Origin of the sequence: Streptomyces sp. NPDC057963 (genome assembly GCF_042887155.1) — a bacterium.
Taxonomy (GTDB): Bacteria; Actinomycetota; Actinomycetes; order Streptomycetales; family Streptomycetaceae; genus Streptomyces.
Map to the genome: position 1 here is coordinate 148,260 of NZ_JBHVPX010000002.1, position 12,822 is coordinate 161,081.

Sequence of the window (12,822 nt, forward strand, 5' to 3'; positions counted from 1 at the left end):
TCCGTCCCTGTGCCCCCTTCCGTACACCCGTACGATGGACGGGGTCCAGTGTCGTATCAAGGAGAGACAAGTCGTGGCTGAGGAGCTCACCCCGGAGACCCCGGAGACCGAAGAAGAAGCGACGGTCAAGCAGCGGAAGAACGGCCTGTACCCGGGCGTCTCCGATGAACTCGCCGCGAACATGAAGTCCGGTTGGGCCGATACGGAACTCCACGGCCTCGAACCGATCGCCCAGGCCGAGCACACCGCCGCCCGCCGCGCCGCGCTCTCCGCGCGCTTCCCCGGTGAGCGCCTGGTCGTCCCCGCGGGCAACCTGAGGACCCGCTCCAACGACACCGAATACGCCTTCCGCGCCTCCACCGAGTACGCGTACCTCACCGGTGACCAGACCCAGGACGGCGTCCTCGTCCTGGAGCCGACCCGGGACGGGCACGAGGCGACCATCCACCTGCTGCCGCGCTCCAACCGCGAGAACGGCGAGTTCTGGCTCGACGGCCAGGGCGAGCTGTGGGTGGGCCGCCGCCACTCCCTCACCGAAGCCGAGCAGCTGCTGGGCATCCCGGCGAAGGACGTCCGCGAGCTCCCGGCCGCGCTGGCCGAGGCCACCGGCCCGGTCCGCAACGTCCGCGGCCACGACTCCGGCATCGAGGCCGCGCTGACCGACAAGGTCACCGCCGAGCGCGACGAGGAACTGCGCGTCTTCCTCTCCGAGGCCCGCCTGGTCAAGGACGCCTTCGAGATCGCCGAACTGGAGAAGGCCTGCGACGCCACCGCACGCGGCTTCGAGGACGTCGTGAAGGTCCTCGACAAGGCCGAGGCGACGAGCGAGCGCTACATCGAGGGCACCTTCTTCCTGCGCGCCCGCATCGAGGGCAACGACATCGGCTACGGCTCGATCTGCGCCGCCGGCCCGCACGCCACCACCCTGCACTGGGTGCGCAACGACGGCCCGGTGCGCTCCGGCGACCTGCTGCTGCTCGACGCCGGTGTGGAGACCAATGACCTCTACACCGCCGATGTGACCCGCACCCTTCCGATCAGCGGCACGTTCACGCCGCTGCAGCGGAAGATCTACGACGCGGTGTACGAGGCGCAGGAAGCGGGTATCGCGGCCGTCAAGCCCGGTGCCGACTTCCGCGACTTCCACGACGCGGCACAGCGCGTACTCACCGAGAAGCTCGTCGAGTGGGGCCTTTTGGGCGACCTGTCCGTGGAGAAGGTCCTGGAGCTGGGCCTCCAGCGCCGCTGGACGCTGCACGGCACCGGCCACATGCTCGGCATGGACGTCCACGACTGCGCCGCCGCGCGCACCGAGACGTACGTCAGCGGGACGCTGGAGCCCGGTGTCTGCCTCACGGTCGAGCCCGGTCTGTACTTCCAGACCGACGACCTGACCGTGCCCGAGGAGTACCGGGGCATCGGCGTCCGGATCGAGGACGACATCCTCGTCACCGAGGACGGGAACCGGAACCTCTCCGACAAGCTGCCGCGCCGGGCCGACGAGGTCGAGGCATGGATGGCTCAGCTCAAGGGCTGAGTCTCAGAGGCCGGGTCTCAGGGGCTGCTTCTCAAAGGCTGAGTCCCAAGGGCCGGGTCCCGGGGCTCCTGGGGGCTCCGAGGGCCGAAAAAAGGGGCCCGACAGGCCCGGCAGGCCCGGTAACCGGTCTTCCACGCGTCGAAGGACGCCCCGCTCAGGACACCATGAGCAGGGCGTCCTTCCGCCATTTCAGGACCTTGTCGAAGCTCACCACGGCACCGCGTCCGGGACGGTTGCGGAAGTGGACGTGATCGGCGAGCTGCTCGATCAGACAGAGCCCCCGGCCGTCCTCCGCGCCGAGCGGCGGGTACTGGGGATCGTGCTGCCGCGCGGACGAGCGCAGCGTGCGCCGGGCGGGGAAGCCCGGTCCCGAATCGGCGACTTCGATACGGCACTTCTCGCCGTCCAGATACGCGGTGACCCGGTACTGTCCGGAGGCCGTCCCGGGCAGCTCTTCCCATACGTCCCACGGATCCCGGCCGACGCTCTGTTCGCCTTGGACCTTGTGGTCGCCACCGTGTTCAACGGCGTTCGCACAGGCCTCGGTGAGCGCGACCGACAGGTCGAAGGAGATCTCCGGATCGACGCCCGCGGTCTCCATCGTGCCCAGCAGGAAACGACGGGCGAGCGGAACGCTCGCAGCCTCACGCCGCAAATGGAGGGACCACCAGATGCTCATGCTCCAGCCTCCTGGCTGCGGCTCGACATACCGATACGTATTGCCGCGCGGGGCCGTTCGTAAGCGCGCACCGGATGTGACACCGCTCATTCGGCGGATACCAGCGTTCCCCGCACCCGTGTATGCCCGACCCGGCCGATCGTCCCGACCGGCGCCCGGATCCGGCCACGGCACCCCCGTCCCCCACCCAACCGGGCGGAAGGCGACCTTCCGGACCTGCCGCACGGAAGCCCGGGGCACGGTGCGATGATGGCCCCGCCATGTCTATGCCTGTCGCACGCGCCGGAGCCGGTCTGCGGCTCCTGAGGGCCGCGGTGTTCACCGCGGTCTGCGTCGCGCTGTCCGCGGCAGGCCACTCCCTGGCATCCTGCGCGGCTGTCCCCTGGTGGACGCTGCTCGCCGGCTTGCTGGGGGTCTTCGCGGTGGCGGCACCGCTTGCCGGACGCGAGCGCTCGCTGCCGTCCATCGCCACCGCGCTGGCCGGCGGACAGCTCGCCCTGCACACCCTCTTCGGCCTGGGTACGCACACCGCCCCGACGGGCACCGCCGCGGGCGACGACTCGCTGATCAGGTTCGCGGCAAGCCTCGTCTGCGGCATGGGACCGGCGCAGCTGAACGCCGCCGAAGCGCACCGCATCGTCACCACCGCGGGCATCGACCCGGCGTCGGTGGCGGCCCGCGGACACCAGCACATGGCCTCCGCCGCCGGCTCGGACCCGGCCGGCCTCACCGGTCCGCTGCCCAGCCTGCCGATGCTGCTCGGCCACCTGCTGGCCGCCGTGGCTACCGGCTGGCTGCTGCGGCGCGGCGAGATCGCCCTGTTCCGGCTCGCCCGGCTGTCCGCGCACGGCGCCCAGCAGGTCGCGGCCGGCGCCCGGCTGCGCGCGCTGCGCGCCGCGCTCGCGCTCGTGAACGCCCTGCGCGCCGGACTGCCCGGCGCCCCGGCGACCGGGCCGCGCACCCTCCGTACCTCGGTCGACACCCCGGCCCCCGCCACCGGGGACCCGTTGCAGCACATGGTGATCAGGCGCGGGCCGCCCCCCGCATACGCACGCGCAGCCTGACGCGACAACCGCCACCCGATGCACGTGCCACTCGACGCACGTACCGCTCGACGCACAAGCGCCACACGGCGCGTACGCGTCGGTGCCGTACGCGTCGTGCACACACGCCGCATAGGGGGAAGAGGTGTCGCAATGCCGTCGCGCATCCGCGCGCCGGACCACCTTTCGTGCTTCCGTGGAGTGATTCCTGTCATGAACGTTTCCCGCATCGCCCTCGCCGGCGGCATCGCCGCGTCCACCGTGCTGATCCTCGCCGGTACGGCCTCCGCGCACGTCAGCGTGCAGCCGCAGGGTGAGGCCGCCAAGGGCGGTTACGCCACCGTCAACTTCAAGGTCCCCAACGAGCGCGACAACGCCTCGACGACCAAGGTCGAGGTCAACTTCCCGACCGATCACCCGCTGGCCTCGGTCATGCCGCAGGCCGTGCCCGGCTGGGACATCGAGGTCGCCAAGAGCAAGCTGGCCAAGCCTCTGGAGATGCACGGCCAGAAGATCAACGAGGCCGTCTCCAAGGTCACCTGGACGGCCACGGGCGACAAGGACGGGCGCGGTATCCGGCCGGGCAGCTTCCAGCAGTTCCCGCTCTCCATCGGCCAGCTCCCCGAGAACGCCGACCAGCTGGTGTTCAAGGCCATCCAGACGTACGACAACAAGGAAGTCGTCCGCTGGATCGAGGAGCAGAAGGACGGTGCCGACGAGCCCGAGAGCCCGGCACCGGTCCTCAAGCTGACCGCGGCGACCGCCGGTGAGCACGGCGCCGGCGCCGACGACAAGAGCGGTGCCGACGCCGCCGCGCAGGCGGCGGGCAAGCAGACGGCGGCCGCGTCGGACGAGTCCTCCAGTGACACCACGGCCCGCGTCCTCGGCATCGTCGGCATCGTCATCGGTATCGCGGGGGTGGCCTTCGGCGTCCTCGCGGGCCGGCGCCGCACCGCCTGATCCGGAGCCCCACGGGTCCGGGAGCCCCACGGGTCCCGGGCCCCGACGCTCCCACGGCCCACAGCCGTACCGGTCCCGAGACCCCACCGGTTCCACAGCCCCACCGCCCCATCGACCCACCAGGAATCAGTGCTCCATGCGTAAGAAAACTGTGCTGGCCGCGGCGTTCGCCGCCGCGGCCGCACTCACCCTGTCCGCCTGCGGCAGCAGCGACGACGGCGCGAAGAAACCCATCGCCGATGTGTCCGTCGAGGCCAAGACCAAGGCCGCGACGGTACTCGACCAGCCGTTCACCAAGCCCGACCTCGTCCTCACCGACACCCACGGCGAGAAGTACGACCTCCGTGCGCGGACCAAGGGCAAGCCGACACTGATCTACTTCGGCTACACCAACTGCCCCGACGTCTGCCCGCTCATCATGAGCAACATCGCCATCGCCAAGAAGTCCCTGCCCAAGGCCGACCAGGACAAGCTCCAGGTGGTCTTCGTGACCACCGACCCCGAGCGCGACACGCCGTCCTCGCTGGGCACCTGGCTCAAGTCCCAGGACGCCTCCTTCATCGGCCTCACCGGCGACTTCCCGACCATCCAGGCGGGCGCGCGCCAGATCGGCATCGGCATCGACGCCCCGAAGAAGGAGAAGGACGGCACGATCGTCTCGATGCACGGATCCCAGGTCATCGCGTTCTCCCCGAAGACCGACAAGGGCTACCTCGTATACAGCGAGGACACCTCGCCCGACGACTACACCAAGGACCTCCCCAAGATCATCAAGGGGGAGAACCCGTGAACCGCCGCACCACCCTCATGGGTGTCGTCGCCCTCGCCACCGGGCTGATGCTGGCGGGGTGCTCGTCCTCGGACAGCAAGCCCGAGCTGAAGGTGAGCGGCGCGTTCATGCCGCAGCCCGTCAGCGACATGGCGGCCGGTTTCCTCGTCATACGGAACAGCGGGGACACCTCCGACCGGCTCACCTCCGTCACCAGCCCGCTCTCGGACGACATCACGATCCACGAGACGAAGAACCAGACGATGCGCATGGTGTCGTCCTTCGAGGTGCCCGCGGGCGGCGAGCTGGATCTGGAGCGCGGCGGGAACCACATCATGTTCATGAAGCTCAAGCAGCGGCCCAAGCAGGGCGAGAAGGTATCTGTGGAGCTGCACTTCGAGAAGGCCGACCCGATAAAGATCGACCTTCCCGTGAAGGAGACCACCCACAACCCGAAGAAGCAGTGAGGGCCTGACTCGCCATGACAGCCACCACCGTCCCGCACTTCGGACCGCCCCCGGCCGCTCCCGCACCGCGCCGGCCGCTCGCCGCGGCCGCGCTCCTGGCCGCCCTCGTCGGCATGGTGTTCGGCCTGCTGCTGGGCGGCGCGGGCCCCGCGTCCGCGCATGCCGCGCTCACCGGGAGCGATCCGCAGGACGGGGCGGTGGTCGGCACCGCTCCCAAGGAGATCACGCTCACCTTCTCCGAACAGGTCGCCATGAGCGACGGCTCCGTCCGGGTCCTGGACCCCGACGGCAAACGCGCCGACACCGGCGCCGCACCACGTGATCTGCAGAGCGGCTCCACCGTGAAGTACGGGGTCACGCTGCACGCCGGGCTGCCCGACGGCACGTACACCGTTGCCTGGCAGGCCGTCTCGGCGGACAGCCACCCCGTCTCGGGCGCCTTCACCTTCTCCATCGGGGCCCCCTCCAAGACCAAGGTCGCCCTCCCGGCCGACGAGGCGGGGGGCGGCCTCGTCGGCACCCTCTACGGCGTCGCGCGCTATGCCGCGTACGCCGGTTTCATCCTGCTGGCGGGAGGCGCGGCCTTCGTGCTGGCCTGCTGGCAGCGCGGGGCGGGTGCACGGCCGCTGCAACACCTGGTCGTACGCGGCTGGATGACCCTCACCGTGGCCACCCTGGCCATGCTCCTCCTGCGCAACCCGTACACCGGCTCCGGGAAACTGGGGGACGCCTTCGACCTCGACGGTCTGAAGGCTGTCCTCGACACCAAGCCCGGCGCGGCGCTCGTATCCCGGCTCCTGCTGCTCGGCGCTTCCGCACTCTTCATCGCCGTGCTGTTCGGGGCGTACGCGAAGCGCGAGGACGAGCGCGAGAAGAAGGACCTCACCTTCGGACTGGCCATCGGCGGCACCGTGATCGCCGCCGGGATCGCCGGGACCTGGGCACTCGCCGAACACGCCTCGACCGGGCTCCAGCCGGGCATCGCCATGCCGATCGACATCCTCCACCTGCTGGCCGTCGCGGCGTGGCTGGGTGGGCTGACGGCCCTGCTGGTCGCGCTGTACCGGACGCCGGACATCGGAGCGACGGCCGTACGGCGCTTCTCCCGTGTCGCGTTCGGCAGCGTGCTCGTGCTCACCGCCACCGGGGTCTACCAGTCCTGGCGCCAGGTCGGCACCTGGTCCGCCCTGACCGGCACGGGGTACGGGCAGCTGCTGCTCGTGAAGGTGGGGCTCGTCGCCGTCCTGGTCGGGATCGCCTGGTTCTCACGCCGCTGGACCGCGCGACTGGTCATGAACGGAGCCGCCGCGGCGGAAGAGGAAACCGGGGCCGGGCTGGAGACCAGGGCCGAGGCGAAGACCGGGGCCGAGGCGAAGGCCGGGGCCGAGGCGAAGGCCGGGGCCGAGGCGAAGGCCGGGGCCGGGGTGGAAGAAGAGGAGGCCGCCCCGGTGACGCCGTCGCCCGCCTCCGGGGACCCCGCACGGGCGGCCCAGCTCGCCCGGCAGCGGGCCGCCGTGGCCACCGCCGAGAAGAAGCGGGTCCGCGATGCCGACCCCGAGCGGTCCGGGCTGCGCCGTTCGGTACTGGCGGAGGTCGCAGTCGCCGTGGCGCTGCTGGCCGTGGCGACCGTACTGACCTCGACCGAGCCGGGACGTACCGAGGAGGAAGCGGCCCGCGGCTCCACGGCGGCAACCGCCCCCGCAGCCACGGGCCCGGTCAACCTGACGCTGCCCTTCGACACCGGCGGCAAGAACGGCAAGGGAACCGTGCGGATGGACATCGACCCCGCCCGTACCGGCACCAATGAGCTCCACCTCTGGATCGACAGCACCGACGGAAAGGCCATGGACGTCCCCGAACTGAAGCTCGCCTTCACTCTGGAGTCCAAGGACATCGGCCCGCTTCCCGTCGCCCCTGTCCGGCTCACCGAGGGCCACTGGACCGCGAGCGGCGTCCAGATCCCCATGGCGGGCGACTGGAAGGTCGCAGTGACCGTACGGACGTCGGACATCGATCAGACGACCATCGACAAGAACGTGAAGATCGGCTGAGCAGGATCGTGAGCGGAAAAAGCAGCAGGACCTCCCCCGACAACCGGAAGACCTCCGCAGGCGGCGCGAAGACCTCCGCAGGCGGCGCGCCCCCCACCGGCGGCAGAGAGCCCGCCGCGGGCAGCGGGGACGGCGGAGCCCGCGGCAGCGGCGCCATCTCCCGCCGGCGGCTGCTCGGCAGCGCCGGCGTGGCCGGTGCGACCGGGCTGGTCCTGGGCGCGGCGGGCGGTGCGACCGGCTATGCCGCGACCCGGCCCGGCAAGCCGACCGCACTGACCGAGGTCGGGTCCACCCAGGTGATGTTTCACGGGAAACATCAACCGGGGATCACCACTCCGCTTCAGGCCCGCGGCCATCTCGTCGCCTTCGATCTGGCTCCCGGTGCGGGACGGAAGGAAGCGGCCGCCCTGATGCGCCGCTGGTCGGCCGTGGCCCGGCGCCTGATGGCCGGCGAACCCGCCGGCAGCGGCGCGGCGGACGGCGCCGCCCATGACACCGGCATCGCGCTGGATGCCGGACCGTCCTCGCTGACCGTCACCTTCGGCTTCGGCCGCACCTTCTTCGATCGCACCGGCCTGGTCGGCCACCAGCCACCGGGGCTCGACCCGCTGCCGCCGTTCTCCTCCGACCACCTCGACACCAAGCGCTCCGACGGTGACCTCTGGGTCCAGATCGGCGCCGACGACGCACTCGTCGCCTTCCACGCGCTGCGCGCCGTACAGAAGGAGGCCGCCCCGGCAGCCAGGGTCCGCTGGCAGATGAACGGCTTCAACCGCAGCCCCGGCGCCACCGCGCAGCCGATGACCGCCCGCAACCTGATGGGCCAGATCGACGGCACCGCCAACCCCAAGCCCGCCGAGAGCGACTTCGACCGGCGCGTCTTCGTCCCCGAAGGGACGGATCAGAAGTACGACTGGCTGGCCGGTGGCTCGTATGCCGTCGTACGCCGGATCAGGATGCTGCTCGACGACTGGGAGAAGCTCCCGGTGGAACGACAGGAGCAGGTCATAGGGCGCCGCAAGAAGGACGGCGCTCCGCTGAGCGGCGGAACCGAGACCACCGCGATGGACCTCGACAAGGCGGGCGCCGACGGCAAGCTCCTGATCCCGGACAACGCCCACGCCCGGATCTCCTCCCCCGAGAAGAACAGCGGCGCGGCCATGCTGCGGCGCCCCTTCTCGTACCACGACGGCATCGCGGCGGACGGCACGCCGGACGCGGGGCTGCTGTTCGTCTGCTGGCAGGCGGATCCGCTGCGGGGGTTCGTCCCGGTGCAGCGGAAGCTGGACCGGGGGGATGCCCTGTCGCCGTTCATCCGGCACGAGGCCAGCGGCCTGTTCGCGGTGCCGGGTGGCGCGGCGGACGGCGAGTACGTGGGGCAGCGGCTCTTGGAGTCCTGAGCGACCCGGGCGCATTAGGGTGACGGTATGTCCGCCACGCGCTACGCATATCTCGGCCCCGAAGGCACCTTCACCGAGGTCGCCCTCCGTACGCTCCCGGAAGCTGCCACCCGCGAACTCGTCCCGATGGTCTCCGTACCGGTGGCTCTGGACGCGGTGCGCAACGGGGAGGCCGCGGCAGCGCTCGTACCGATCGAGAACTCCGTGGAGGGCGGCATCACCGCGACGCTCGACGAGCTGACCACCGGCGAACCGCTGATGATCTACCGCGAGGTGCTGCTCTCCATCACCTTCGCGCTGCTGGTGCGGCCCGGTACCAAACTGACCGACATCAAGTCGGTCACCGCGCACCCGGCCGCGCAGCCGCAGGTGCGCAACTGGATGGCCGCCCATCTCCCGGACGCCGTGTGGGAGTCCGCGGCCTCCAACGCCGACGGTGCCCGGCTGGTGCAGGAGGGGCGGTACGACGCCGCCTTCGCCGGTGAGTTCGCGGCGGCGACCTACGGCCTCGAACCGCTGGTGACCGAGATCCATGACGCGGTGAACGCGCAGACCCGGTTCGTCCTGGTGGGCCGCCCGGCCCGGCCGGCGGCGCCGACGGGCGCGGACAAGACGTCGGTGGTCATCTGGCTGGGCGAGGACCACCCCGGTGCGTTGCTCGAACTGCTCCAGGAGTTCGCGGTGCGCGGGGTGAACCTGATGCTGATCCAGTCGCGGCCGACGGGTGCCGGAATCGGGAACTACTGCTTCGCCGTGGACGCCGAGGGCCACATCGCGGACCGTCGCGTCGGCGAGGCGTTGATGGGGCTGAAGCGGATCTGCCCGAAGGTGCGGTTCCTCGGGTCGTACCCGCGTGCCGGGGTGGCACTGCAGGAGGTACGGCCGCTGCGGGCGGGTACGTCGGACGCGGAGTTCATGGAAGCCTCCGACTGGCTGGCCCGCAATCTGGACGGGCGGGGCTGAGGGCTCGGCTGTATGGGGCGCGGCACGGGGCCGACAGCCGTGAGCGCCGACCATGCCGGGCGGGGCTGACGGCTCAGGGGTTGAACGCTCAGGGGGCGGCGGTTCCGGAGGTCGGTTGTTCCCGGGGCCAGTGGTTCCGGGGCTGACCACTCAGGGGGCCAGTGGTTTCAGGGGCGGCGATTCCGGGGGCCGGCGGCCCGCCCCGGCCCGGATGCTGATGCGTCCGCACCACCGGCGCGGCGTGCGCGCACAGCCGACAGTATTAACTGCCGATTTTCGCCATCCACAGAGTTATCCACAGAGCCGGCTCTCGACCTGGGGACAAGTCGACACTCGATGGAGCTCCAATGCGACATGGTCGACATATCGCCCCAGTTTCCTCAGAAGCGTCCACAGGCCAGAAGGTCACCTGGGTCGTCCCGTGTCACTCCAATTCCGTTGATCAACTCTTCAAAATGGAAAATTCCCACCTGAACGAGCACCTGAAGTGGGTTTGAACGGGGAATCCGTGAGCCCTCAAGTGGCTTTGAGAATGCCCGACCCCAGTGTCCACAGATTTTCTTCACAGCCTGTGGATAACTCCGGGAACTGCCCGCACCTGTGGACAAGCAACGATCAACTCCCCTTCCTCGCACGGAAGATGCGTCAAGACGACCGATGCCTTCTGCACCTTTTAGGGGAATAAACTCTTTTTATTGACGACTAAGTTCAGCCGAGATCAACCGAGACCAACTCCGGCGATTCCACATCTTCCAGCATTGCCAATTCCGGCAATTCGGACAAAGTGACACGCTTGGCCATATCGGTTCGAGCCGGAGAAGCGCGCACCGGTAGCCTGGAGGGGTGATTGACCTTCGCCTGCTTCGTGAGGACCCCGACCGTGTTCGCGCCTCCCAGCGCGCCCGTGGAGAGGACGTCGAGCTCGTCGACGCCCTTCTCTCCGCCGACGAGCGGCGCAGGTCGTCCGGCGTCCGCTTCGACGAACTCCGCTCCGAGCAGAAAGCGCTCGGCAAGCTCATCCCCAAGGCTTCGCCCGAGGAGCGCGCCGAGCTCCTGAAGAAGGCCGAGCAGCTGAAGGCCGACGTCAAGGCGGCCGACGCGGCGCAGGTCGAGGCCGACGCGGAGGCCAAGCGCCTGATGCTCCGGCTCGGCAACATCGTCCACGAGGACGTGCCGATCGGCGGCGAGGAGGACTTCGTCGTCCTGGAGACGCACGGCACGATCCGTGACTTCGGGGCCGAGGGCTTCGAGCCCAGGGACCACCTGGAGCTCGGCGAGATGCTCGGCGCCATCGACATGGAACGTGGCGCCAAGGTCTCCGGCTCGCGCTTCTACTACCTGACGGGTGTCGGCGCGCTGCTGGAGCTGGCCCTCGTCAACGCGGCGATCGCCCAGGCCACCGAGGCCGGCTTCGTCCCGATGCTCACGCCGGCGCTGGTCCGCCCGCGCGCCATGGAGGGCACCGGCTTCCTCGGCCAGGCCGCGGAGAACGTGTACCACCTGGAGAAGGACGACTACTACCTGGTCGGCACCTCCGAGGTCCCGCTCGCCGCTTACCACATGGACGAGATCATCGACGCCGACAAGCTGCCGCTGCGGTACGCGGGCTTCTCGCCGTGCTACCGCCGTGAAGCCGGTACGTACGGCAAGGACACCCGGGGCATCTTCCGCGTCCACCAGTTCGACAAGGTGGAGATGTTCTCGTACGTCGACCCGGCGGACGCCGAGGCCGAGCACCGCAGGCTCCTGGACTGGGAGAAGCAGTGGCTCACCGCTCTTGAGCTGCCCTTCCAGGTGATCGATGTCGCCTCCGGCGATCTGGGGGCCTCGGCCGCCCGGAAGTTCGACTGCGAGGCGTGGATCCCGACGCAGGGCAAGTACCGCGAGCTGACGTCCGCGTCGAACTGCAACAGCTTCCAGGCGCGCCGGCTGTCCGTCCGGATGCGCGACTCCCATGACGGCAAGAAGGTTCTCCAGCCGCTGGCCACGCTGAACGGCACGCTCTGCGCCGTACCGCGCACGATCGTGGCGATCCTGGAGAACCACCAGCTGGCCGACGGTTCGGTGCGGGTGCCAGAGGTGCTCCGTCCGTACCTGGGCGGGCGCGAGGTTCTGGAGCCGGTCGCCAAGTGACCTTTCCGTACAAGCTCGTCGCGACCGATCTCGACGGCACGCTCCTGCGTAACGACGACACGGTCTCCGAGCGCACCCGTGCGGCGCTGGCCGCGGTCACCGCGGCCGGTGCCGCACACATCATCGTCACCGGCCGCGCGGTCCCGTGGACCCGGCACATCCTGGACGACCTGGGCTACGAGGGGCTCGCGGTCTGCGGCCAGGGCGCGCAGGTCTACCACGCGGGCGAGCGCAAGCTGCTGACCTCGCTGACGCTGGACCGGCAGCTCGCCGGTCTCGCGCTGTCCAAGGTCGAGGCCGAGGTCGGCCCATTGGCGCTGGCGGCCAGCCGTGACGGGCTCGACGGCGACGTGCTGGTCGGCCCCGGCTACCGCGTCCAGGAAGGGCCGCTTCCGGCTGTCTTCGCCGAGGACCCGGCCGAGCTGTGGTCGGCTCCCCTGAACAAGGTCTACATCCAGCACCCCGACCTCGACGACGACGCGTTGGCGAAGGCCGCGCGAGCCGCTGTCGGGAACCTGGTGGACGTGGTCATGGCCGGTCCGGGCGTGGTGGAGATCCTGCCTCTGGGGCTGAGCAAGGCGACCGGACTCTCGCTGGCCGCGCGCCGCCTGGGTGTGAAGGCCGTGGACACCCTGGCCTTCGGTGACATGCCGAACGACATCCCGATGTTCGCCTGGGCGCAGCGGGGTGTGGCCATGGCCAACGCACATGAGGATCTGAAGGCCGTGGCTCAGGAGATCACCGCGTCCAACGAGGACGACGGCATCGCTGTGGTGCTCGAACAGCTGCTGTAGTCCGTACGGGCTCGGGCGGCACAGGT

11 protein-coding genes are annotated in these 12,822 nt (G+C 70.0%); 10 read left to right on the forward strand and 1 reads right to left on the reverse strand.

Annotation, left to right across the window (positions count from 1 at the left end):
- Nucleotides 1-73 precede the first annotated feature (73 nt).
- Nucleotides 74-1,537, forward strand: coding sequence for an aminopeptidase P family protein (locus ACFVT1_RS04400; RefSeq protein ID WP_389792452.1), 1,464 nt, complete (start codon nt 74-76; stop codon nt 1,535-1,537).
- 154 nt (nt 1,538-1,691) lie between these two features.
- On the opposite strand, the gene ACFVT1_RS04405 is transcribed toward ACFVT1_RS04400, so the two are convergent.
- Nucleotides 1,692-2,216, reverse strand: a complete 525-nt coding sequence (locus ACFVT1_RS04405) for an ATP-binding protein (protein ID WP_389792454.1) — start codon at nt 2,214-2,216, stop codon at nt 1,692-1,694.
- Nucleotides 2,217-2,476: 260 nt separating this feature from the next.
- On the opposite strand from ACFVT1_RS04405, the gene ACFVT1_RS04410 reads away from it, so the two are divergent.
- The 9 genes from ACFVT1_RS04410 to ACFVT1_RS04450 all read left to right on the forward strand — a co-directional run bounded on the left by ACFVT1_RS04410 (nt 2,477) and on the right by ACFVT1_RS04450 (nt 12,796).
- Entirely contained in the window at nt 2,477-3,280 is an 804-nt protein-coding gene (locus tag ACFVT1_RS04410) for a hypothetical protein (RefSeq protein WP_389792456.1), read from the forward strand.
- Nucleotides 3,281-3,472: 192 nt separating this feature from the next.
- Nucleotides 3,473-4,219 (forward strand): YcnI family protein, encoded by a 747-nt coding sequence (locus tag ACFVT1_RS04415; RefSeq protein WP_389792457.1) that lies wholly within the window; start codon nt 3,473-3,475, stop codon nt 4,217-4,219.
- 136 nt (nt 4,220-4,355) lie between these two features.
- Nucleotides 4,356-5,009, forward strand: a complete 654-nt coding sequence (locus tag ACFVT1_RS04420; RefSeq protein WP_389792459.1) for an SCO family protein — start codon at nt 4,356-4,358, stop codon at nt 5,007-5,009.
- A complete protein-coding gene (locus ACFVT1_RS04425) occupies nt 5,006-5,455 on the forward strand; it encodes a copper chaperone PCu(A)C (RefSeq protein WP_389792461.1) in 450 nt (149 codons plus the stop codon). The genes ACFVT1_RS04420 and ACFVT1_RS04425 overlap by 4 nt, the downstream gene beginning before the upstream one ends.
- Nucleotides 5,456-5,469: 14 nt before the next feature.
- Complete coding sequence (locus tag ACFVT1_RS04430) at nt 5,470-7,506, forward strand: copper resistance CopC/CopD family protein (RefSeq protein WP_389792463.1); 2,037 nt, start codon at nt 5,470-5,472, stop codon at nt 7,504-7,506.
- A gap of 155 nt (nt 7,507-7,661) precedes the next feature.
- Complete coding sequence (gene efeB, locus ACFVT1_RS04435) at nt 7,662-8,906, forward strand: iron uptake transporter deferrochelatase/peroxidase subunit (protein ID WP_389793335.1); 1,245 nt, start codon at nt 7,662-7,664, stop codon at nt 8,904-8,906.
- A gap of 27 nt (nt 8,907-8,933) precedes the next feature.
- Nucleotides 8,934-9,869: a prephenate dehydratase gene (pheA, locus tag ACFVT1_RS04440; RefSeq protein WP_389792465.1), complete on the forward strand. Its 936-nt coding sequence runs from the start codon at nt 8,934-8,936 to the stop codon at nt 9,867-9,869.
- Between the two features lie 843 nt (nt 9,870-10,712).
- Nucleotides 10,713-12,002, forward strand: a complete 1,290-nt coding sequence (gene serS, locus ACFVT1_RS04445; RefSeq protein ID WP_389792467.1) for a serine--tRNA ligase — start codon at nt 10,713-10,715, stop codon at nt 12,000-12,002.
- Nucleotides 11,999-12,796, forward strand: coding sequence for an HAD family hydrolase (locus ACFVT1_RS04450; protein WP_389792468.1), 798 nt, complete (start codon nt 11,999-12,001; stop codon nt 12,794-12,796). The genes serS and ACFVT1_RS04450 overlap by 4 nt, the downstream gene beginning before the upstream one ends.
- The last annotated feature ends 26 nt before the right edge of the window (nt 12,797-12,822 follow it).

What these genes read in the sequence shown, in the direction of transcription:
- ACFVT1_RS04405 (WP_389792454.1), bottom strand. Translation starts at nt 2,216, where the DNA reads ATGAGCATCTGGTGGTCCCTCCATTTGCGGCGTGAGGCTGCGAGCGTT.
- ACFVT1_RS04410 (WP_389792456.1), top strand. Translation starts at nt 2,477, where the DNA reads ATGTCTATGCCTGTCGCACGCGCCGGAGCCGGTCTGCGGCTCCTGAGG.
- ACFVT1_RS04415 (WP_389792457.1), top strand. Translation starts at nt 3,473, where the DNA reads ATGAACGTTTCCCGCATCGCCCTCGCCGGCGGCATCGCCGCGTCCACC.
- ACFVT1_RS04420 (WP_389792459.1), top strand. Translation starts at nt 4,356, where the DNA reads ATGCGTAAGAAAACTGTGCTGGCCGCGGCGTTCGCCGCCGCGGCCGCA.
- ACFVT1_RS04430 (WP_389792463.1), top strand. Translation starts at nt 5,470, where the DNA reads ATGACAGCCACCACCGTCCCGCACTTCGGACCGCCCCCGGCCGCTCCC.
- pheA (WP_389792465.1), top strand. Translation starts at nt 8,934, where the DNA reads ATGTCCGCCACGCGCTACGCATATCTCGGCCCCGAAGGCACCTTCACC.